Below are 22,197 nucleotides of genomic sequence, written 5' to 3' on the forward strand. Positions count from 1 at the left end.
CGAACAGGCTTTGCGCCGCCTAGCTTCAACGCTGGACGGCGGGCACCGGCGCCTTGCCGCCCGGTGCGATCCACCCCTACCACCACACGCCTCGCACCGTCGGACATTGCGCGTTTACTGCCTGCGAAACGGTTGTTTCCGCGCTGGTGACAAGGCGCGATCGCGATCACCCATCATTGGATTGGCACGACCATGATGGAGCGGAGACGCACGGTGCACGAAGGCAGCGAAAGCCGCGATGCCCGGATTGCCACAAGCGCTGGCGGGCATGGCCATGCGGCAGACGGGGGATGGGCCAGCTTTGCCGGCAAGCGCATCTTGCTGTTGCAAGGGCCGGTGGGGCCGTTCTTTTCCCGTCTCGCGCGCGATCTGCGCCGCGCCGGCGCCCATGTGCGGAAAGTGAACTTCCATGCCGGGGACCAGGTGTTCTTTCCGCGCGGCCATACCTGGCGCGGACCGACGGCGGAATGGCCAGCCTGGCTGGAGCGGCACCTGGCCGCCTGGCAGATCGATTGCGTGATGCTGTTCGGCGATTGCCGCCCGGTGCACCAAGCCGCGCGCGCGGTGTGCCAGCGCCACGGCGTGCCCGTGGGCGTGTTCGAGGAAGGTTATCTGCGGCCCAACCATGTCACGTTCGAATGGGGTGGGGTCAACGCCAACAGCACCCTGCCCCGTGATGCTCAGGCGCTGGTTGGCGCGGCGCCAGACGGGCCGTCCTGGCCACGGCCGGAAGACGCTGCGCCGGCCGTGCCGGTCCCGCCCACGTTCTGGCGCATGGCGCTGTGGGCAATGCTCTATTTCGCGGCCGGGGCGCTGTTTGCCTGGCGCTTTCCCCATTATGTCCATCATCGCCCGCTCGAACTGGCGCAGGCCCTGCCCTGGCTGCGCTCTGCCTGGCGCAAGCCGCTGCGCGCGCGGGCGCAGCGGGCACTACTGCCACGGCTGACCGGGGCGGAGAGCGGACGGTGGTTCCTGGTGCCCTTGCAGGTGCACAACGATTCGCAGGTGCTGCACCATGCCGATACCGGCGGCGTGGCCGGGTTCATCGCATCCACCATCGCCTCGTTTGCACGCCATGCGCCGCCCGATTGCCTGCTGGTGATCAAGCATCACCCGATGGATCGCGGGTATCGCGACCATCGCGCCCTGGTGGCGAGCGAGGCCGGGCGACACGGTTGCGCCGAGCGGGTGCTGTGCCTGCACGATCAGCCTACCCTGCTGCTGTTACAGCATTGCCGGGGGGTGATCACCATCAACAGCACCGTTGGCTTGAGCGCGCTGGGCGCCGGCCGCGCCACCAAGACCGTGGGCCGTGCGTTTTACGACATGCCGGGGCTGACCTATCAGGGGCCGCTGCACCGGTTCTGGCACGAAGCACCGCAGGCGACGCCGAGCCGCGCCTTGTGGCTGGCGCTGGAACGCACGATCATGGCGAGGGCGCTGCTCAACGGCAGCTTTTACCGCCGCGTGGTGCGCGGCAGCGCCACTGGCCTCGCCATGGCGCCCCCACCGATTCCCCCGCATATGCCAGGCAGCCCGGCGGCTTGGGCGCCCGTGCCGCTTACAGACTCCAGTACTGCACCTCAGCCGGCAGCGCTTGTGGCGTAAGCGCGGATTTCACGTCGATCAACACCCCGCCGGGGCGCAGCATCGCGGCAATCGCCGCGCCGCCCAGCGCCGCATATTCACGGTGCGACACGGCGTAGATAACGGCATCGAGATCGGCAAAATCATGGAGCGAACTGAGCGTGATGCCAAATTCGTGCGCCGCTGCGGCCGGCTCTGCCAGGGGATCGTGCACCAGCGGGGCGATGCCGAAATCGGCCAGCTCGCGCCAGATATCCTCGACCTTGGAATTGCGGATATCGGGCACGTTCTCCTTGAACGTCAGCCCGAGGATGCCAACCCGCGCCGACTTGAGCGCGCATCCCGCCCCGGCCAGCATCTTGACCGTGCGCTGCGCGATATAGGCGCCCATGCCATCGTTGATGCGCCGCCCCGCCAGGATCACCTGCGGGTGATAGCCCAGCTGTTCGGCCTTGGCCGTGAGGTAATAGGGATCGACGCCGATGCAGTGGCCGCCGACCAGGCCGGGATAGAAGCGGAGGAAATTCCACTTGGTGCCAGCGGCGGCCAACACCTCGCTGGTGCGGATGCCGACCAGATCGCAAATCTTGGAAATCTCGTTCATCAGGGCGATGTTGATATCGCGCTGGGTGTTCTCGATTACCTTGGCGGCTTCGGCCACCTTGATCGAGCTGGCCTTGTGAATGCCCGCTTCCACCACCGCGCCATAGAGATCGGCGAGCAGGTCCAGCGTTTCGGCGTCTTCGCCGGCCACGACCTTGACGATCTTTTCGAACGGATGCTCCTTGTCACCCGGATTGATCCGCTCGGGGCTGTACCCCAGCTTGAAATCGACGCCGGCCTTCAGGCCCGAAACCCGCTCGATCGTGGGGGCGCAGACTTCCTCGGTGGCGCCGGGATAGACGGTCGATTCGAACACGATCACGGTGCCCGGACGGATCACCTTGCCCAGCGTTTCGCAGGCCATGCGCACCGGGGTGAAATCGGGGCGGCGGCTTTCGTCCACCGGCGTGGGCACGGTCACGATGATCACCGGGCAATCCGCCAGGGCAGTGGCATCGTCGGTCACCACAAGGGTGGATGCAGCCAGATCCTCGGCCGAAACCTCGCCGGTATAGTCATGCTGGGCGCGCAAGGTGGTGATACGATGGGCGCTGACGTCAAAGCCCACCACGGCAAACTTGCGGGCAAAGGCAATCGCCAGGGGCAGGCCCACATAACCCAGCCCGACCACACCGATCCTGGGACCGCCCGTTTGCGAAAACACCCCGTTGCCCTGCACGCCTGTTCCATTCCTGCTGATGCCAATTGCCTTTGGCCATAATCCCATGGCGTTACCAATCCGCAAATGGCCCCTGCCCTGCCCAAAGGACAGCAAAGCGCGCGTTCACCCCGTGCAACGGTGGGCCTTCCCCTGTCCGCGCTCTTTGACTAAGGGCACGATTAAACCGCTTTCATCCCGTCCCGCCACAACGGAGTCGCCCGATGTCCGACCTTGCCACGCTCGAAGCCCCCGTCACCAATCCGACGGTGCGCACCGACTGGAGCCGCGAGGAAATCGCCGCATTGTTCGACCTGCCGTTTACCGAGCTGGTGTTCCGTGCGGCGGCCGTGCACCGCGACCATCACCGCGCGGGTGAAGTGCAGCTGTGCACGCTGCTGTCGATCAAGACCGGCGGCTGCCCGGAAGATTGCGGCTATTGCTCGCAAAGCGTCAAGGCCGACAGCGGCGTCGCCGCGAGCAAGCTGATGGATGTGCAGGCCGTGTTGCAGTCGGCGGCCCAGGCGCGCGATGCCGGTTCCAAGCGGTTCTGCATGGGCGCAGCCTGGCGCAACCCCAAGGATCGCGACATGGACGCCATCGTGCAGATGGTGAAGGGCGTGCGCGAGATGGGGCTCGAAACCTGCATGACGCTGGGCATGCTGACCCCCGATCAGGCCGGCAAGCTGGCCGAGGCGGGCCTCGACTATTACAACCACAATATCGACACTTCGCCCGAACGCTATAACGAGGTGATCACCACCCGCACGTTCCAGGACCGCCTCGATACCTTGAGCGTGGTGCGCGAGGCCGGGATCAACGTCTGCTCGGGCGGCATTGTCGGCATGGGTGAAACCCGCGCCGATCGCGTCGGCTTTGTCCACGCGCTGGCCACGCTGGAACAGCACCCCGAAAGCGTGCCGGTCAACGCGCTGGTGCCGGTCAAGGGCACCGTGCTGGGCGACATGCTGGCCGATACGCCCATGGCCAAGATCGACGATATCGAGTTCGTGCGCACCGTGGCAGTGGCCCGCATCACCATGCCGCTGTCGATGGTGCGCCTGTCGGCCGGCCGCGAAAGCATGAGCGAGGCCACCCAGGCGCTGTGCTTCCTCGCGGGAGCCAACTCGATCTTCACCGGCGACAAGCTGCTGACCGCGCCCAATGCCGGCGACGACAGCGACGCGGCGATGTTTGTGCGCCTGGGCCTGAGGCCCATGGAAGGCGAAGAGCCGCTGCGCGCGATGAAAGCCGTTGGCGGCTGCTCGGGCGGCTGCGCGGCCTGATCGCATGGACAGCGTGAACGCCACGGATTTGTGGCAGGCCCAGTCCGCCGATCTGGCGGGGTTGCAGGCGCGCGCCCGCCTGCGCGCGCTGGCCCCGCGCGCCGGGGTGGATTTTGCCAGCAACGATTATCTCGGCCTGGCCCAAGCCCCGCGCTTGCGCGCTGCCGTGGCCGATGCCCTGGCGCGCGGCGTGGCGGTGGGGTCGGGCGGATCGCGCCTGCTGCGCGGCAACGATCCCGAGCACGAGGCGCTGGAGGCGGAAGCCGCCGCCTTCTTCGGCTGCGAAAGCACGCTGTGGTTCAGCGCCGGCTATGCCGGCAACGTGGCGTTGATTGCCACCCTGCCCCAGCGCGAAGACCTGGTGATCTATGACGAACTGATCCACGCCTCGGTCCACGAAGGCCTGCGGCTGACCCGCGCGCGCACCGCCATGGCCGCGCACAACGATGCCGATGCCTTTGCCACGCTGGCGGCGCAATGGCGCGCGCAGGGCCATACCGGGCGCCTGTGGCTTTGCGTGGAAAGCCTCTATTCGATGGATGGTGACCGCGCCCCGCTGGATGATCTTGCCGCTGTGGCGCAGCGCCATGGCGCGATCCTGGTGATCGACGAGGCGCACGCCACCGGCGTGTTCGGCCCCGATGGGCGCGGCCTTGCCACGCATCTCGATGGGCGCGAAGACGTGATCGTGCTGCGCACCTGCGGCAAGGCGCTGGGCTGCGAAGGGGCGCTGGTCTGCGGCCCGCGCGTGGTGCGCGATTTCCTGGTCAACCGCGGCCGCCCGTTCATCTTTTCCACCGCGCCCAGCCCGCTGATGGCCAGCGCCGTGCGCGAGGCCTTGTGCATCTGCGCCGACGAGCCAGAGCGCCGCGCCGCACTGTCCGCGCTGATCGACCATGCCGCACGCCGGCTGGGCCCGCTGGGCGCCAGCGTCAGCGGCAGCCAGGTCATGCCACTCATCCTGGGCGATGACGCGCGCACCATGGCCGTGGCCGCACGGCTGCAGGTCGCCGGGTTCGATGTGCGCGGCATTCGCCCACCCACCGTGCCGGCCGGCACCAGCCGCCTGCGCATATCCCTGACGCTCAACGCCGCCCCCGCCGATGTCGATGCGCTGGCCGCCACCCTTGAGGAGATCCTGTGATGACCCGCTATGTCGTGACCGGAACCGATACCGGCATCGGCAAGACCGTGTTCAGTGCCGCCCTCGCCGGTGCGCTGCGCGCGCATTACTGGAAGCCGGTGCAATCCGGCCTGGATGACGGGGCAGACCGCGATGCCGTGGCCGCGCTGGCACAGTTGCCGCCCGAACTGATCCTGCCCGAAGCCTATCGGCTGACGCAGCCGCTTTCGCCCCACCGCGCGGCAGAGCTGGACGGACTGCAGATCGATCCGGCGCGGCTTTCCCCGCCCGATCATGAACGCCTGGTGGTAGAGGGCGCCGGCGGCGCGCTGGTGCCGATCACGCGCGGCACGCTCTATGCCGATCTGTTTGCCTGGTGGAACCTGCCGGTGATCGTGGTGGCGCGCACGGCGCTGGGCACGATCAACCACAGCCTGCTGACGCTCGAAGCCCTGCGCGCGCGCGGCGTGCCGATCCACGGTATCGCCTTCGTCGGCGCCGAGAACGCAGACAACGAACAGACCATCGCCGCGATGGGCAAGGTGCGCCGCCTGGGCCGGCTCGACCCGCTCGATCCGCTGACCCCGGAAACCCTGGCCGCCGCCTTTGCCCGCGGCTTTGCGCTGGAGGATTTCGCATGACCGGCTCGCCCGTCTGGCATCCGTTCTGGCAGCACGGGCTGGGCCTGCCCATTCCCAAGGTGGCGCGCGGCGAAGGGGCGGCGCTGATCCTGGAAGACGGCAGCCGCGTGATCGATGCGATCTCGTCGTGGTGGGTGACCACGCATGGCCACAACAACCCGCGCATCATGGCCGCAATCCGCGCCCAGACCGAGCGGCTGGACCAGGTGATCTTTGCCGGTTGGACGCACCAGCCCGCCGAAGACGTGGCGCGCTGCCTGGTGGCCATGCTGCCCGAAGCGCTGACCCGCGTGTTCTTTTCCGACAGCGGCAGCACTTGCGTGGAAGTGGCGCTGAAAATGGCGCTGGGCTTTTGGGCCAACCGTGGCGAGGCGCGCCACCGCATCCTCGTGATGGAGCATTCCTATCACGGCGATACCATCGGCACGATGTCGGTGGGGGAACGCGGGGTCTATAACGCGGCCTATGCGCCGCTGCTGTTCGATGTGGGCACGATCCCCTTTCCAATCGGCGATGGCGCCAACACGATCGAAGCCCTGGAGGCCGCCTGCCGCGAAAACCCGGCTGCGCTGATCGTGGAGCCGCTGGTGCTCGGCGCGGGCGGCATGCTGTTCTATCCGCCCGCCGTGCTGGCCGCGATGGCCGAGGTGTGCCGCCGCCATGGCGTGCTGTTCATTGCCGACGAGGTGATGACCGGGTTTGGCCGCACTGGCACGATGCTGGCGTGCAACCAGGCCGGCGTGGTGCCCGATATCCTGTGCCTGGCCAAGGGCCTGACCGGCGGATCGATGCCGCTGGCGGTCACCGTGGCGCAAGAGCCGATCTTTGCCGCGCACTGGTCAACCGACCGGGCCAAGCTGTTCTACCACTCGTCCAGCTACACCGCGAACCCGATCGCCTGCGCAGCGGCGGTGGAAAACCTGGCGATGTGGCGTGAAGAGCCGGTGCAGGCGCGCATCGATGCCCTGGGGCAGAACCAGCAGGCCCTGCTCGATCGCCTGGCCGCGCTGCCCGGCGCGCAACATCCCCGCCGCTGCGGCACGATCATCGCCGTGGATTTCGCCACGCCCGATGGCGGCTATCTTTCCGCCCTGGCGCCACACCTGATGGCCTTTGCCCGCGATCACGGCGTGCTGCTGCGCCCTCTGGGCAATACCGTCTATGTCCTGCCGCCCTATTGCATCAGCGCGGCAGACCTGGCGCGCGTGGGCGATGTGGTGGAGGAAGGGCTGGCCGCCCTGCCGCGCCCCGAGCGCCCCATCTAGCCAGGCGTTGAAATCAATAGAGGTGGCGCGTCGATGCACCCATGAACGGGAAACGCACGACGCGGCCGGTGGCCAGCGATGACTTGAACAGGATGCGGGCCTTGTCGGCATCCTCGATCGTCACGAACACCAGATGCGTGCCGCCAGACTTGAGCGGCTCGATCGAACTGATGCGCAGGGCATTGGCCTTGCACCGCTTGGCGGCATCGCCCTCGTCGATCGACAGGTTGAGCGCGCGCGTGGTGGTGATGGTTGTCATGGGAAAACCTCGTGCAGGGGGGAGGCGGGGGGCGCCGGTTGATCACTCGCCCGTGCGTGGTGCACAGGCGGAAGGAAGCGGGGCCGAAAAATGGGTGACGTGCTGTCCCGTCAGCCTGCCTCAGGCGGCAGCGGCTGACCCGGCCGCAGGCAGCGTGCACCATTCCGGATAGGCTGCCACGCCCAGCTTCTGGCGCAGCCGCGCAATGCGGGTTTCATAATGCCGCACGAGATCATAGCGGCTGCCGGCGCGATGGTCCTGCCGCGTCTGGGCATCCATCACCGCAACCTGATGCTGAAAAAGAAGATGATTGAGGTCCACGGCCGTTCTCCTGCCAGATGCGGGAGCACGATGGTCTCTCAGGCGCCGATTGCATCCAAGATTTTGCATCATGACGGGGGGCGATGCGCAGCCTATGCAGAATTTCTACAAAAAAATCAAGTGAAAATTTCAAAATTCAGCAATGATATAATTCAAAGTCAATTTGCATAATATCATTCACTCCCTCGCCATTTCAGAATTATAAATACCTATTACAGATAATATTCAGTGGTAATTTATTCGCGATGGCAGATTTTACTTTCCTCCCAACTGCACGCACTGCCTAAAAAACCGCATCGGCCTTGCCGGCAACAGCAAAGCCGGTGCCCGTTCCCCCGCCGTGATCATCACCTGATCCAGCGGCACCGCATCAGCGGACGCGCCAGCGGGGAAAGCCTGGACAAGGCAGCGGCCATGCCGGGGCCTGAACGCGGCAGGAACCGGAACCGGTCTCGCGCCCGAGGCCGCAAGCCATGCCGGGCGGCCAAAGCGGTAGCGCCGGGCAGGATGGATCACCTGAAGGTCCACCGCGCCGGCATATTGGCCCAGCACCAGTGGCTTGCCCTGTTCGAACAAGATGCCAGGCCGCCCACCCAACAGGCGCGCTGCCGCCACCTGCGCCGGGCGCGCGCCGGCATCAAGGTCGGTCACCGTAGCCTGATCGATCGTCAAGGGATCGATACCGGTCATGCGTTTGAGCCGCGCCGCCATCCAGTCAATCTTGGGATTGCCTTCGCCGGTCTCGTCGATGGCGGCTTCGGCGACATGGCTATGCCCGACATAGATCAACACCTTCTGGCTCGGAAAGCGTGCCATCAATGCCGCCAGATTTTCGGCCTGAGCCTGTTCACGCGCCACGATGTTGGCCTGCCGATCCGCAGGATGGGCGGCGGCAGATTGTTCCTCGGTCTGCTCATAGGCGGCGGGAGTATAACCCATGGCGAGCGCGGTGCGGACGAACCGCGCATAGACTGGGTCAAGGGTGTAAAAGCCGGTTCCACGGCGGACAAAGCCATCGTGCCTGAGCCGCGCCATGATCTTTCCAGCCGGGTCGTTGTAGAACGCCTCCGCCGCCAGGACGCCGTAGCCCAAAGGACGCAGGGCGCGGGCCACCTGCAAGGCGAACATGCGATCGCGCGGGCTGCTGTGCGCTTCGTTCAGGATGACGATGCGAGTATCTTTCGCCCGCTTGACGATTTCGGCAATCGCATCGTGGGCAACCGCCTGCTGAACGCGCGCGATCCAGTCGCGCTGGATCAATGGGGCTGAATGCGCCCGATCCAGCGTTGCCAAGTCGAGTTCGCCAGTCACCATGACGCTTTCTTGCTGCCACATCTGATAGGCATATTCGTCTTTCACCCGCCCCTGCGGATCGAACGCCAGCTTGGCCAGTTTGTCGCGCGCCGTAAGGTAATGCCCCTGGTCGAGCAGGGACATGGCCGCGTCGACCTGGGGCGGTGGCCCGGACGATTGCGCCATGGCCGGCGCGGCGATGAGCAGAGCCAGCGGGACGAGAGCTTTCATCGGTAGCGCTTCCCTCGACAGCAGAGACCTGCCCGGTTGTGGCATGGGCGGCTGGCGCTGCCAACCGCGGCACGGGGGTTTCGGAGCACGGCTCCGCTACGCATTTCCCCTTAATAGCCAATATGTTCCTGGCAAAGAAGACTGCGCCGGCGTCAACCGCGTCTGGAGCGGCTATGTTAAACGATTGCGGCAAGACTGTGCCTCTCGGGCGGCGAATCCCTGCCGCCTGTTGCTGGCAACGTGCAGGACGGCCGCTGATGGCGCTTATTAAGAACACCCGGTTTCGCCAGTCGCTGCTGGTCACGGCCGGTATTGTGGCGGCCCCCGCCCTGGCGGCGACGGTGATCATCACCACGGGCAAGGCCACCTCTTCGGCCAGCGCCACGCCAGGCGCTGCGCCGGTAACGCTGGCAAGCAGCGCCGGCGGCGTGGCCCCGGCGACCGCCACGACAAGCGCGGCCAAGGCGGCAGCGCCTGCCGTGAGCGCGCCGCTGCTGCTGGGTGCGCAAACCCATTTCAGCCAGGGTTGGCCGGCCGGGGTGAGCGATCTGGCCGCACAGGCACAGGCGCCGCTCTTGCGCGATTCGCTGCCCTGGGCGGCGGGGGAGACGGCCAAGGGGCACTACGCCCTGGGCGGCGCGGCGGCGCAGAACCTGATGGCGGCGTGCCAGGCCGGGCGACACCTGATCCTAACGGAAATTCCCGCCAACCCGCTGTATGACAACGGCCTGTGGGTTTCTTCCGAGCAGGGCCGCACGGCGTTTGCCGCCTATCTGGGCGCGCTGAAAGACAAGTTCGGCAACTGCCTGGCCGCGATCGAGCTGGGCAACGAGATCAACGGCAGCCGCGCCATGGTCTTTGCCGCTGGGATCGACAGCGTGGCTGCCTATGTGCGGATTGCCGCAGCAGCCCATACGCGGCTGGGCGGCAATCCGGCGCTGCTGGGTGGATCGACCAACATGATCGGCACGGGTTTCCTACGCCCGCTGTTCGCCGCCGGGCTGCTGACCCAGGTGGATGGCCTTGCTGTGCATCCCTATCGCAACCGCGCCGAAGGGCTGGACGTGGAACTCGCGCAGCTGACCACCGCCATGGACGGCGCCGGGCAGCGCGTGCCGGTCTGGGCCACCGAATTTGGCCTCGCCACCAGCGACCAGGCCACGGCGGCAGGCGAACTGGTCAAGCAGGCCACGATGCTGGCCGCCGGTGGCGTGGGTCAGGCAAGCTGGTATGCCCTGATCGACCAGGGCGGGTTTCCCACCATGGGGCTGTTTGCCAGCACCGCGATCAAGGACCAGGGCCGCGCGTTCCGCTTCATCCAGGCCAGCGTGCTGCCCAAGGGGCGCCCGGTGCGGCTGGATCTGGGCGATCCGCTGCTGTTTGCCTATCGCCTGGGCAGCGATACCACGGTGATCTGGGGCGCCCCGCGCGGGCTGGTGCTGGGCAGTGGCATGCGCGCCTATGGCCCCACCGGCCAGGCGCTGGCCACGCCGATGATCGGCGATCAGCCCATCGTGCTGGTCGGCACGGGCTATACCCTGGGCGCCTCGGCCGTGGTGGCCGATACCCTGCTGGGATGGGGCACGCCGGCCTGGCGCTATTTCGTGCGCAACCGGGCGGGCAGCGATACCGCGCTCGATTGGCTGGACGATACCTGGACCGGCTATTTCGGCAACAAGTTCAGCAAGCCGCTGCGCATCAACGCCACCAGCGCCGCGCCGGCCGGCGATGCCGCTGCGCCATTGCGTGCAGTGTGGCGCTATACCGCGCCGGCAGCCCAGGCGCTGGACCTGCGCGGCTGCTTTGCCAAGGCGCCGGGCGGCGACGGGGTGGACCTCGCCGTGCTGCGCAATGGCAAGGCGCTGTGGCAGGGCGTGCTGACCACTGGTCTGCAACCCGGCCCGCTGCCAGTGGACCTGGCGAAGGGGGATCGGCTCGACATCGTTGCCGGGCCGAACCAGGCTTTTGGCAGCGACGCGTTCTTCTATCGCGTGGTGCTGTTCCGCCGGGGGCAGAGCGCGGCGGTGGCCTGTCCCAACTGATCAGGGTGTCGTTGCTGGCGCTGGCGCGGGTACAGGCGCGGGCGTCTGGTTCGCCACGCGCCGCGCGGTGATCACTTTCACCGGCTGGGCCAGCATCTGCCCGCGCATGGCGCCTTCGCCCATCGTCGGCGAAATCGGCATGTCCCAGATCTTGCGCACCACATCCATGCCCGAAACCACATGGCCGAACGCGGCATAGCCCAGTTGCCGATCGGGATCGGCATTGGCCGGATCGGCATCCAGGCCGGGCATGTCTGACAACAGGATGGAAAAATCCGACGTGGCCGTGCCCGGCGCCAGCCGCGCCAGCGACAGCGTGCCGACCTTGTGCAGGATGCCGGTCTGGCTGGTCGGTTCATGGGCCACCGGCTTGAACAGCTTGGCCGCATCGCGGATGCCGCCCTGCAGCAGGCCATTGGGCTGCTGCCCCCAGGCAAGGTGCATGGCGCGATAGAACGTCATCCCGTCATAGCGCTTGGCATCGACGTAATGCAGGAAGTTGCCCACGCTGATCGGGGCATGCTTGCCATCGAGTTCCACCACGATGGTGCCTTGATCGGTCACCAGGGCCACAGTCGCGACATCGGGCACGGGCGCCGGCGCGGGGGCAACCCTGGCCGGGGCGGCCTTGCGTGCGGGGGCGGCGAGGGCAGCAGAGGCACAGGCGAAATTTGCGGCGGCAAGCGCCATCACGGCGAATCGAATCTTCATCCCGGCATCCTGCCCGATCAGGGCCGGGCCGGTAAATGGCCCGATGCACGGCATGGTTAACGCCGCGATAGCAACGATCCACAGGGGTATGGTTACCGATCCGTGAAGGCCCGCGCTCTAGTTTTCCGGCGATTGCCGCAAACCGCCGGAGCCAGCCGCCATGCTTCGTTTCAATATCTCTGCCAAGCTGATGTCAGCCTTTGCCGTGCTGCTGGCGGTGATGGCCGCGATCAGCGTCGTGGGCGTCAACCGCATTGGCGAGGTGAACGCGATCGCCACCGAAATGCGCGAGCGCTGGCTGCCGGCCTCGCAATCGCTGGGTGATCTGCACAGCTATCTCTCGCAATACCGCATCAAGCAGGCCGAAGTGGTCTATACCCCCGGGCCGCGTTCGGCCAAGCTGGCGCGCAACGCGCAAGTGGTGATCGACAAGACCATTGCCGATTACCGTAGCGAGATCGCCACGCCGCAGCAAAAGGCGCTGCTCGACCAGTTCGAGAAAGGCTGGCGCGATTTTACCGCCGATACCGATCGCCTGATCACCGTGGCGCTAAGCGATCCTGCCGCCGCCCATGCCGCGCTCAATGCCGAATCGCTCGACCACTATTACGCGCTGGAAGACCTGGTGCTGCAGCTGATCGATCTCAACGCCAAGGGCGCCGGGGCGATTTCGGAACAGAGCGCAACGATCTACACCTCGGCCCAGCGCTTCATGGTGGGGGCAGCCGTCGCCGCGCTGGTGGTGGCGGTGTTCATGCTGGTGGTGCTGATGGCCACAGTGGCGCGGCCGGTCAAAAGGATGAGCGCGGCGGTGGATCGCCTGGCAGCCGGCGATATCACGATCGACGTGCCGGGGCTGGCCCGCGCAGACGAACTCGGCCAGTTGGCCCGCGCGCTCGACGGGTTCAAGGCGCTGTTCGCCCGCGACGTGCAGCGCGCGCGCGAGGAACAGGCCCGCGCCGAAGAAGCCAACGTCACCATTGGCGCGATCGGCGGCGGCCTTGCTGCCCTGGCGCAGGGCGATTTGACCCACCGCGTGGCGGAAAACGGCCATGGCGCGATGGGCAAGCTGCACCTGGATTACAACGCCGCGCTGGGTGAAATGAGCCAGGTGCTGGGCCGCATCGTGGCCGGCTGTCGCACGATCAAGCTGGGCATCGACGAGATCGCCGCCGCCTCGTCAGACCTCTCGGCCCGGTCGGAACAGCAGGCCAATGCCCTGGCGCAGACCGCGCGCACGCTCAACGAATTTACCGGCACGGTAAAGATCACGGCCGACAACGCGCGGCAGACCAGCGGACGCCTGCGCGTGGCGCGCGATACCGCCGGCCAGGTGGAAACCATTGCTCACGATGCGGTGGGCGCCATGCGATCGATCGAGGACAGCTCGCGCCAGATGGCCGAGATCATTGCCGTGATCGACGGCATCGCGTTCCAGACCAACCTGCTCGCGCTTAACGCGGGGGTAGAGGCGGCGCGCGCCGGAGACGCGGGCAAGGGCTTTGCCGTGGTGGCATCCGAAGTGCGCGCCCTGGCCCAGCGCAGCGCCGACGCGGCCAAGGATATCAAGACCCTGATCACCACGAGTTCACAGCAGATCGCCGGCGGCGTGGCCCTGGTCGAAGGCAGTGGCGAAGCGCTGCGCCAGATCGTGGGCGAAGTGAACGCGGTCTCGGGCCTGGTCGAGGAAATTGCCGAAGCGGCCGAAAAGCAGGCCGACGGCATCGGCGAAATCTCGCGCATGGTGTCGGACATGGATTCGTTCACGCAGCGCAATGCAGCGATGGTGGAGGAAAGTACCGCCAGCACGCGCACCCTGTCGAGCGAGACCGACAGCCTGATGGAACAGCTGGGCCGCTTTCGCCTGGCAGGTGGCGATGCCACGCCTGTGGCCGCGCCGCGCGTGATGCCTATGCAGCCGGCCGAACCAGCGCCAGTTGTCGTGCGCCCGGCCTCACTCGCTCTCGCGACGCTGCCATCGGAAGAACCGGCCGCCCCGCCCGCGCGTCCGGCACCCGGCCGGGGGGCGGCCGCAGGCAACCTGGCGGTGGATGACTGGAGCGAGTTCTGACGCGCAGCCTGCGTAATTGTCCGCAGGGGCGGCGCATGGCGATGCTAACCCCACGCCGGGGATAACGGCAGCGTTGCGGAGGCGAGGCGAATCCTTGCGGCTGCAACGCCCCTTATTTCGTCACCCCTGTTCGACAACGAAGGACACCCCCGATGCATCATTCCCGTGTGCGCGCCGCGGCCCTTGCCGTTGCCTGTTTCGCTGCCGGCCTGGCCGGCGCCGCCCATGCGCAAAGCGCCGACTGGTATCGCCAGGTCACCCGCATCATCGCCTCCAAGCAGACCTACCCGCCCACTGCGCAGATGCGCGGCGAGGAAGGGACCGCCAAGGTGAAGGTCTATATCAGCGCGGTGGGCGCGATCGAGAAAACCGAATTGGTCGGCGGCTCTGGCTCGGCCACGCTCGATCGCGAGGCGCTGGCCCTGCCGCGCCGCGCCGGCAACCTGCCGGCCCCTCCCGGCGGGCCGACCACGCTGACCGTGCCGATCACCTGGCGGCTGATGTAAAGCTGAACGAGAGGCTTGCCCTTAAGGGCGAGCCTCTCGTCAACACCAGCAATCAGGATCAGAGCCCGGCTTCTACCGCCACGCGGATGGCATCGGCACTGGTACGCACACCCAGGGTGCGGATCACGGACGAGCGGTGCATCTTCACCGTGCGTTCCGACAGGCCGAGTTCGTAGGCGATCTGCTTGTTGAGCTTGCCGGCAGCCATGTGCACCAAGATTTCGCGCTGGCGCGGCGAGAGCAGCGCCACGGCATCGCGCGCCGCCTGGGCGCGGGCAGCGCCAGCCGTATTGCCGGCCTCAAGATCGGCAGCCTTGCTGACATCCACTTGAGAACCAAGGAAATATTCCAGTTCCCCCTGGGCGTCGAAGATCGGCGCGACCATCACGGCATTGCGGAACGGCGTGCCGTCCTTCTTGTAGTTGATGATCTCGACCAAGACCGGCCGGCCTTCGCGGATGCCGGCGCGCAGCTCTGCCGTCAGGTCAGGCTCGGTGCCTGGCCCGCGCAGAAAGCGGCAGTTGCGGCCGATGATCTCGTCCCGCTCATAGCCGGTCAGTGCTTCGAACGCGGCATTGCATTCCACGATCGGGTTATCAGGCAAGCGAGGGTTGCTGATGACCGCAGCGACCGGGCTTGCCGTTATCATCTCGGATATCAGCATGTTTCCTCATGTGGCACGGCGCGCGCTTCGCTCCAGTGTCCTTTCGGCCATGTTGTAGCGGCCCGCTGCCAACTGCAAGTCCGAAGTGCATGCCCGGTCTTGCTCTGATGCGCATCTGCGCGCAGCCTCCCCGGGCCGGAGAATTCCGCCATGAACCTGATGACTCTCGATTTCGCCTCCGCGCAAGACAGCCACGACGGTTGCGATGACGCCAGCCACAACCACGCTGCCCACGACAGCAGCGCACACCAGCATGCCCCGGCGGCCAAGCCTGCCGTGCCCGAGCCGGTGCAGGAAGCGATCCGCACGCTGCTGCGGTTTGCTGGCGAAGATCCCAGCCGCGAAGGCCTGATCGATACGCCGGCGCGCGTTGGCCGCGCCTGGCTGGAATATTGCCAGGGCTATCGCGAAGATCCCAGCGTGCACCTGACCCGCACGTTCGAGGAAGTGGGCGGCTATGACGAGATCGTGTTGCTGCGCGACATTCCGTTCCAGTCGCACTGCGAACACCACATGGCGCCGATCACCGGCAAGGCCTCGATCGCCTACCTGCCCAACAACCGCGTGGTCGGCATTTCCAAGCTGGCGCGCGTGCTCCACGGCTATGCCCGCCGTCTCCAGGTTCAGGAACGCCTGACCGCCGAAGTGGCGCAGTGCATCTGGGACCATTTGCAGCCCCAGGGCGTGGCCGTGGTGATCGAGGCGCAGCACGGCTGCATGACCGGGCGCGGCGTGTGCACGCCGGGCGTGGGCATGGTCACCAGCCGCATGCTCGGCTGCTTCCTGCAAGACGCCAGCTCCCGCCGCGAGGTGATGTCGCTGATGGGCCGCGGCTGACGCGGACGGGAGGGGACATTGCATTTCGGGATCATCGGGGCGGGGCTTGCTGGCCTGACCTGCGCTGACCGGCTGGTGGGGGCCGGCCACGTGGTCAGCGCGTTTGACAAAGGGCGTGGGCCGGGCGGCCGCATGTCCACCCGGCGGATCGATACGCCGCTGGGCCAGGCGCGGTTCGATCATGGCGCGCAGTTCTGCGCCGCCACCACGCCCGGTTTTGCCCGGCAGGTGGCGCAATGGGCAGAGCGCGGCGTGGCCGCGCCATGGCCGGACGCGGGCCCCGATGCCTATGTCGGCGTGCCGGGGATGAATGCCCTGGTGGCCGATCTGGCACAGCGTCACGACGTGACATTCGAATGCCTGGTCAAGGGCCTGGTCCATGATGGCCGGCACTGGTGGCTGGTGCTCGAAGGCGAACGGCGCGGCCCGTTCGATGCGGTGGTCGTGGCCACGCCGGCCGAACAGGCAGCGCCGCTGCTCTCGCTTCACGCCTTTCCCATGGCCCGCGCCGCTGCCGGTAGCGCATCCCAGGCCTGCTGGACGGCGATGATGGCCTGGGCCGAACCCTTGCCGCTGGACTGGACGGTGTGGCGTGGCGATGGCCCGCTTGCCTGGGTGGCGCGCAATTCGGCCAAGCCGGGTCGGCCTGGCCCGGCCCAGGGCGCGCCCGATTGCTGGGTCATCCAGGCCAGCGCGGATTGGTCGCGCCAGCATCTCGAACAAACGCCGGAAGAGGTTATCGGCCAGATTGCCGATGCCTTTGCCGATCTTGCCGGGATTGCTCCGCCCGAGCCGCTGGTGGCGCGCGCCCATCGCTGGCGCTTTGCCCGGCCGGTGGGCGCGGGCAGCACCGCGCTGTGGGACGATATGCTGCGCCTGGGCGCCTGCGGCGATTGGCTGACCGAACCAACCGTGCAGGGAGCCTGGCTTTCGGGCGATGCGCTGGCGGGCCGCATCCTCGCCCGCAAAGCAGCCTGAACCGGCGCAAAAAAGAAGGGGCGAGCCAGGCTCGCCCCCCCTTTCTAACATGTCCCCCGCTTACTGCGGCAGTACCGGATGCTTGACGATCGGCGCTGGCTTGGGGAACTGCTGCGGCGGATTGGCCTTGAGCAGGGCCATCGCCTCGGCCACGGCGCGTTCCAGCTGCGGATCGTGGCCCTGACGGATCAGCGCCGGGTCCTGCTCCACCTCGATATCGGGCGGAATGCCGATCCCTTCCACTTCCCACTGGCCGGTGGTGCCATAGATCGCCCAGCGCGGCGCGGTGACACTGCCCCCGTCGATCAGCTGGGGATAGCCACCGATGCCGACCAGCCCGCCCCAGGTGCGCTTGCCCACCAATGGGCCGACGCCTTCCTTGTGGAACAGCCACGGCAAGGCATCACCGCCCGAGCCTGACATTTCGTTGATGATCATCACCTTGGGGCCAAAGATCGCCGCGGCCGGCTCGATCTGGTCAGCCCCTTCGCGGGTGTGGTTGATCATCTGCGGGGTGCGCTTCAACTGATCGACGATATAGTCGGCAATCTGGCCGCCATGGTTGAACCGCTCGTCGATCACCGCGCCCTGCTTGCCGACCTGGGCATAATAATAGCGGTTGAAGTTGGCAAAGCCGCCAGCGGCCGTATCGGGCACATAGACATAGGCCAGCTTGCCGCCCGACAGCCGGTCGACCGTGCGCCGGTTGCCTTCCATCCAGCTGCGCAGGCGCAACGCGCCTTCATTGGCGATCGGCACCACGGTAACCTGGCGCGATCCCGCGCCCGCTGCCGTGCTTGCCACGGTCAGCACGGTCTGCTTGCCGGCCGTGCCATCCAGCGCGCGATCGATCTCGGTCTGGGTGTCGACGGGGCGGCCATTGACCGCCAGGATGAACTCCCCGGCGTGCACGTCCACGCCGGGCTGGCTGAGCGGGGCGACCAGCTTGGGATTCCAGTTCTCGCCCGGCAGCACGCGGGCAATGCGCCAGCGCCCATCGACCGCCTCGTAATCGGCGCCGAGCAGGCCGCCGCGCGCGGTTTGCTGTTCAGGCAGGTCGCCGCCGTTGATGAAAGTGTGGCCAACCGAGATGTGCCCGGTCATTTCCTCCAGCAGCACGTTGAGATCCTGCCGCGCGGCAAGGCCGGGCAGGAAGCGGGCATAGAGCGCCTCGGCCCGCGCCAGATCGAGGCCGTGGTGGTTGGGATCGTAGAGGAAGTCGCGCTCGATCCGCCAGACCTCGTGATAGATCTGCTTCCATTCCGCCTGGGGATCGACCCACACGCGCACGTCGTCGAACTTGATCGGCTTGGCGCTTTCGCCGTCCTTCACTTCCTTGTCGGCATCGGCCACCAGCCAGGTGCCGCCACGCTGCAGCAGCATCTTGCTGCCGTCTGCCGAAAGGGAGAAGGTATTGGCAACAACACCCTGCGCCAGTTCCTTGTTCTTGCGCTCCTTGAGGTCGAAACGGAACAGCGTGCGCGGCGGGCCGGCCTCGTCGCCTTCCAGGTAATCGGCATCGGTCGCGGCGGGCGGGATGGTCAGGGTATAGACCACGCCATCCTTGCCGGCCTGCAGTTCCACAATATTGGCGCGCGGGATCGGCAGCGCCAGGATGCGCTGATCGAGTCCCTCGAAATCAATCCGCACCGGGGCGGGCGGGGTCGGCTTGCCGCCCTTCCCGTCCCTGCCACCGTCCTTGCCGCCATCCTTGTCCTCGTCCTTGGCATCGGCCGGCTTGTCGTCACTGGCGCCAGCGTCGGTCTTCTTGGTCTTGGCCTTGCCCGGCTTGTCACGGCCCGGCAGGGTATCGGCGGCGCTTTCCTCGTCGCTTTCCGGCGCGATCGGCGATGCGCTGTCCTTGCGCAGCACCATGACATAGGCCGCGCCATCGATCGCGCGCCCCATGCTCGACATGTCGAGCCAGCCGGCCGCCGGACCCGTGGCGGTGGTCGCGGCGAAGTAGAGGTACTTGCCGCCATGATCGAACCGGGGCGAGATCACGTCGCTCAACCCGTCGGTCACCTGGGTGTTCTTGCCGGTGGCCAGCGAATGCACCCAGGCGGCATGGAAATGGCTGGGCAGCTGGCGGGTATAGACGATCCACTGGCTGTCGGCCGACCACGCCGCGTCAAAGTTGCTGCCGGGCGCATCGAACAGGTTGGTATCGATCCTGACCGGCGCTGCGGCCGCGCCGGCGGCAAGGTCGATCAGCCACAGGTTCAGCCGCTTGTCCTCGAACACGATCTTCTTGCTGTCGGGCGACCAGCGCGGGTTGTAGAAGAACGAGGGCGGCGTCCCCAGCGCGATCTTGCGCACCGTGCCCAGGCCATCAGCCGCGCCGATGTGCAGCGCATATTCGCCGGATTCATCGGAAAACCACGCAATCTTGGTGCCATCGGGCGATGGCGCGGGATCGCGATCGGCCACGCCGGGCGAACGCGTAATGTTGCGCACGTCGCCCTTTTCGGCCGGGGCAGAGAGCACCTCGCCGCGCACTTCCATGATCACGCGCTTGCCGGTTTCGCTCAACAGCGCATGGCTGACGCTGTCGGCCTTGATCTCTTCGAAATGGGCGCGGCGCTGCGGCAGATCGGCATCGATGGTGACCGGCACCGGACTGACCGTGCCGCTGGCGATGTCATAGATTTCCAGCTTGCCGAAATGATCGATCACCACCCCGCCGGGGCCAGCGCCGATCGCGGCCATGTCGAACCCGGCGGAATTGTCGATCAGCCGGGCGACCGCCCCACTGGCCGGATCATAGCTGTAGAGCGTGACCGGGCCATCGCGGTCGGAAAGGAAATAGACCTTGTCCCCGATCCACAGCGGGTTGCGATCGTTGCTGTTGGGGCGCGGGATCGGCGTAACGGCCGAATCCGTCAGGCGCGCCACCCAGATGCGCGCGGTCTGCCCGCCGCGATACTGCTTCCACGCCGGCTGCCACTGCTCGATCGGGGAATAGGCCATGCGCGTGCCATCGGGCGAAAACGCGCCTTCCTCGCCCGAGGGCAAGGGCACCGGCACGGGCGCGCCGCCACTGGCCGGCACCAGGTACATCTGGTGCGCATCGCGCACGGCCATGCGCGGGGAGCGGAACAGCACCTGCTTGCCATCGGCCGACCAGCCCAGCGCCACGTCGGCACCGGGATGCCAGGTCAACCGGCGCGGCTCGCCGCCTTGCGCGGGCACAACATAGACATCAGTATTGCCATCATAGCGGCCGGTGAACGCGATCTGGCTGCCATCGGGAGAGAACACCGGACCCGACAAGGCGCCCTGCCCGGTGACCAGCCGCGTCGCCCGGCCACCGCTGCGCGGCACCACCCAGATTTCACCGCCATAGACGAAGGCGATCTGCGTGGCCGAGAGCGTCGGTTGTTGCAGCAGCAGCGGATCGGCGGCGGCCTGCGCGGCCGGTACGACAAGAGTGGTCGACGCCAGCAGCGCCGATGCCAGCAGGATAAGCTTGCCTCGCATGGTTCCCCCACGGGCCGGAAAGCGGCCGGTGGGCAGGCTAGCGCAGGCAAACATTCCTCACAATTGGCGAAACGCGGCGCAACGCATGGTTGATGCCGAATTAGGCCATCGTCATGCCGCGTCCGGCGCAGGATGCGTCAAGGTGCGGCGCAGGGCGTCGCGCCAGCCGGCGATCAGCGGCTCCCGCCGCTCTGCCGGCATGGCCGGTTGCTGCACGTCGCGGCCGCGCCAGGTGCGGGAAAGATCGTCCAGCCCGCTCCACACGCCGGTGGCCAGGCCAGCATGGAACGCCGCGCCCAGCGCGGTCGTCTCGAGGTTTTCCGGGCGCTCCACCGGCACCTGCAGCATGTCGGCCAGGAACTGGCACAGCCAGTCGTTGGCCGTCATGCCGCCGTCCACGCGCATCGCCGCCGGCGCGGCGCCGCTGTCGCGCGCCATCGCCTCGAGCAGATCCCACGATTGATAGGCCACCGCCTCCAGCGCGGCGCGCGCCAGATGCGCGGGCGTGGCGCCCAGCGTCAGGCCATAGATCGCCCCGCGCGCGTCCGGGTCCCAGTGCGGCGCGCCCAGGCCGACGAAGGCCGGCACCATATAGACCCCGTGGCTATCGGGCACCTGGGTGGCCATGTCGTTGGTTTCACGCGCGTGGGTGATGATGCCCAGCCCGTCACGCAGCCACTTGATCGCAGCGCCGGCTACGAAGATCGAGCCTTCCAGCGCATACGTGGTCTTGCCGTTGAGGCGATAGGCCGGCGTGGTGAGCAGGCGGTTGCGCGACACCGGCGCCGTCTCGCCCGTGTTGAGCAGCATGAAGCAGCCCGTGCCATAGGTGGACTTGGCCATGCCCCGCTCGAAACAGGCCTGGCCGAACAGCGCCGCCTGCTGGTCACCCACCAGGCCGGCAATCGGGATCTGCGCATCGAACAGATCGGGCGCGGTATGGCCAAAGATGCCGCTATTGTCGGTCACCTGCGGCAGGATCGCCATCGGCACGCGCAGCAACTGGCACAGTTCCTCGTCCCACTGCTGGCGATGGATATCGAACAGCAGCGTGCGCGAGGCGTTGGTGATGTCGGTGGCGTGTACCGCGCCGCCGGTCAGCCGCCACAGCAGGAAGCAGTCGATCGTGCCCATGGCCAGGCGGCCCGCCTCGGCATCGGCGCGCGCGCCGGGCACGTTGTCGAGCAGCCATGCCACCTTGGTGCCCGAAAAATAGGGATCGAGCAGCAGGCCGGTTCGGCTGCGCACCATGTCTTCCACGCCCTGGTCCTTGAGCGCCTGGCACGCGGCGGCGGTGCGGCGGTCCTGCCAGACAATCGCGTTGTGGATCGGCCGGCCGGTTTCGCGGTTCCAGATGACCACGGTTTCGCGCTGGTTGGTGATGCCGATGCCGGCGATCGCGGCGGCGCCCAGCCCGCTTTGGGCGATCGCCTCGCGCGCGGTTTCCAGCGTATCGCGCCAGATGTCTTCGGGATCGTGCTCAACCCAGCCGGCCTGGGGATAGTGCTGGGCAAATTCGCGCTGGCTGGTGGCGCAGGCCCGCGCCTGCGCATCGAACACGATGCAGCGGGTGGACGTGGTGCCCTGATCGATCGCAAGGATGTGGCGGGGTTGGGTCATGGGTCTTGTCCTGTGTGGCGC

18 protein-coding genes are annotated in these 22,197 nt (G+C 67.1%); 10 read left to right on the plus strand and 8 right to left on the minus strand.

Annotated elements, in window-relative coordinates:
• Positions 1–192: 192 nt before the first annotated feature.
• Positions 193–1,608, plus strand: a complete 1,416-nt coding sequence (locus ABIC78_RS14740) for a capsule polysaccharide biogenesis protein (protein ID WP_354490523.1) — start codon at positions 193–195, stop codon at positions 1,606–1,608.
• On the opposite strand, the gene ABIC78_RS14745 is transcribed toward ABIC78_RS14740, so the two are convergent.
• The gene (locus ABIC78_RS14745) at positions 1,562–2,821 is read right to left on the minus strand and encodes a nucleotide sugar dehydrogenase (protein ID WP_354490525.1); all 1,260 of its coding nucleotides are present in this window, start codon (positions 2,819–2,821) and stop codon (positions 1,562–1,564) included. The two genes, ABIC78_RS14740 and ABIC78_RS14745, sit on opposite strands and share 47 nt — an antisense overlap.
• 251 nt (positions 2,822–3,072) lie before the next feature.
• On the opposite strand from ABIC78_RS14745, the gene bioB reads away from it, so the two are divergent.
• The 4 genes from bioB to ABIC78_RS14765 are packed head-to-tail and all read left to right on the plus strand — an operon-like array spanning position 3,073 to position 7,163.
• Entirely contained in the window at positions 3,073–4,134 is a 1,062-nt protein-coding gene (gene bioB, locus ABIC78_RS14750; protein ID WP_354490526.1) for a biotin synthase BioB, read from the plus strand.
• A 4-nt stretch (positions 4,135–4,138) separates the two neighbouring features.
• The gene (locus ABIC78_RS14755) at positions 4,139–5,278 is read left to right on the plus strand and encodes an 8-amino-7-oxononanoate synthase (protein ID WP_354490528.1); all 1,140 of its coding nucleotides are present in this window, start codon (positions 4,139–4,141) and stop codon (positions 5,276–5,278) included.
• Positions 5,278–5,898 (plus strand): dethiobiotin synthase, encoded by a 621-nt coding sequence (gene bioD, locus ABIC78_RS14760; RefSeq protein WP_107718690.1) that lies wholly within the window; start codon positions 5,278–5,280, stop codon positions 5,896–5,898. The genes ABIC78_RS14755 and bioD overlap by 1 nt, the downstream gene beginning before the upstream one ends.
• Positions 5,895–7,163 carry an adenosylmethionine--8-amino-7-oxononanoate transaminase gene (locus ABIC78_RS14765; RefSeq protein ID WP_354490531.1) on the plus strand — a complete coding sequence of 423 codons (1,269 nt, stop codon included), beginning with the start codon at positions 5,895–5,897 and terminating at the stop codon, positions 7,161–7,163. The genes bioD and ABIC78_RS14765 overlap by 4 nt, the downstream gene beginning before the upstream one ends.
• Before the next feature lie 13 nt (positions 7,164–7,176).
• Here ABIC78_RS14765 and ABIC78_RS14770 read toward each other — a convergent pair whose 3' ends face one another.
• The 3 genes from ABIC78_RS14770 to ABIC78_RS14780 all read right to left on the minus strand — a co-directional run bounded on the left by ABIC78_RS14770 (position 7,177) and on the right by ABIC78_RS14780 (position 9,267).
• Complete coding sequence (locus tag ABIC78_RS14770) at positions 7,177–7,422, minus strand: hypothetical protein (protein WP_022677013.1); 246 nt, start codon at positions 7,420–7,422, stop codon at positions 7,177–7,179.
• A gap of 120 nt (positions 7,423–7,542) precedes the next feature.
• The gene (locus ABIC78_RS14775; RefSeq protein WP_210427005.1) at positions 7,543–7,701 is read right to left on the minus strand and encodes a hypothetical protein; all 159 of its coding nucleotides are present in this window, start codon (positions 7,699–7,701) and stop codon (positions 7,543–7,545) included.
• Between the two features lie 297 nt (positions 7,702–7,998).
• Positions 7,999–9,267, minus strand: coding sequence for a hypothetical protein (locus ABIC78_RS14780; RefSeq protein WP_354490535.1), 1,269 nt, complete (start codon positions 9,265–9,267; stop codon positions 7,999–8,001).
• Positions 9,268–9,524: 257 nt separating this feature from the next.
• Between ABIC78_RS14780 and ABIC78_RS14785 the strand changes: the two genes are divergently transcribed.
• A complete protein-coding gene (locus ABIC78_RS14785; RefSeq protein WP_354490537.1) occupies positions 9,525–11,309 on the plus strand; it encodes a hypothetical protein in 1,785 nt (594 codons plus the stop codon).
• On the opposite strand, the gene ABIC78_RS14790 is transcribed toward ABIC78_RS14785, so the two are convergent.
• Positions 11,310–12,020, minus strand: coding sequence for a peptidylprolyl isomerase (locus tag ABIC78_RS14790; RefSeq protein WP_354490539.1), 711 nt, complete (start codon positions 12,018–12,020; stop codon positions 11,310–11,312).
• Between the two features lie 160 nt (positions 12,021–12,180).
• Between ABIC78_RS14790 and ABIC78_RS14795 the strand changes: the two genes are divergently transcribed.
• Together ABIC78_RS14795 and ABIC78_RS14800 are read left to right on the plus strand one after the other, a co-directional pair.
• Positions 12,181–14,091, plus strand: coding sequence for a methyl-accepting chemotaxis protein (locus ABIC78_RS14795; RefSeq protein ID WP_354490541.1), 1,911 nt, complete (start codon positions 12,181–12,183; stop codon positions 14,089–14,091).
• Between the two features lie 152 nt (positions 14,092–14,243).
• Entirely contained in the window at positions 14,244–14,597 is a 354-nt protein-coding gene (locus ABIC78_RS14800; protein ID WP_156306613.1) for an energy transducer TonB, read from the plus strand.
• Positions 14,598–14,655: 58 nt separating this feature from the next.
• Here ABIC78_RS14800 and ABIC78_RS14805 read toward each other — a convergent pair whose 3' ends face one another.
• On the minus strand, positions 14,656–15,261 hold the full coding sequence (locus ABIC78_RS14805; protein ID WP_022677006.1) for a PAS domain-containing protein: 606 nt from the start codon (positions 15,259–15,261) through the stop codon (positions 14,656–14,658).
• Between the two features lie 150 nt (positions 15,262–15,411).
• On the opposite strand from ABIC78_RS14805, the gene folE reads away from it, so the two are divergent.
• Positions 15,412–16,098, plus strand: a complete 687-nt coding sequence (gene folE / locus ABIC78_RS14810; RefSeq protein ID WP_354490544.1) for a GTP cyclohydrolase I FolE — start codon at positions 15,412–15,414, stop codon at positions 16,096–16,098.
• Positions 16,099–16,116: 18 nt separating this feature from the next.
• Positions 16,117–17,076, plus strand: a complete 960-nt coding sequence (locus tag ABIC78_RS14815; RefSeq protein ID WP_168353175.1) for an NAD(P)/FAD-dependent oxidoreductase — start codon at positions 16,117–16,119, stop codon at positions 17,074–17,076.
• A gap of 60 nt (positions 17,077–17,136) precedes the next feature.
• Here the strand turns inward: ABIC78_RS14815 and ABIC78_RS14820 are convergent, their stop codons facing one another.
• Both ABIC78_RS14820 and glpK read right to left on the minus strand, forming a co-directional pair.
• Positions 17,137–20,556 carry a S41 family peptidase gene (locus tag ABIC78_RS14820; RefSeq protein ID WP_354490546.1) on the minus strand — a complete coding sequence of 1,140 codons (3,420 nt, stop codon included), beginning with the start codon at positions 20,554–20,556 and terminating at the stop codon, positions 17,137–17,139.
• Positions 20,557–20,667: 111 nt separating this feature from the next.
• Positions 20,668–22,176 carry a glycerol kinase GlpK gene (glpK, locus tag ABIC78_RS14825; RefSeq protein ID WP_354490548.1) on the minus strand — a complete coding sequence of 503 codons (1,509 nt, stop codon included), beginning with the start codon at positions 22,174–22,176 and terminating at the stop codon, positions 20,668–20,670.
• Between the last annotated feature and the right edge of the window lie 21 nt (positions 22,177–22,197).

The sequence above is a fragment of the Novosphingobium sp. 1529 genome (genome assembly GCF_040544855.1).
GTDB lineage: Bacteria > Pseudomonadota > Alphaproteobacteria > Sphingomonadales > Sphingomonadaceae > Novosphingobium > Novosphingobium capsulatum.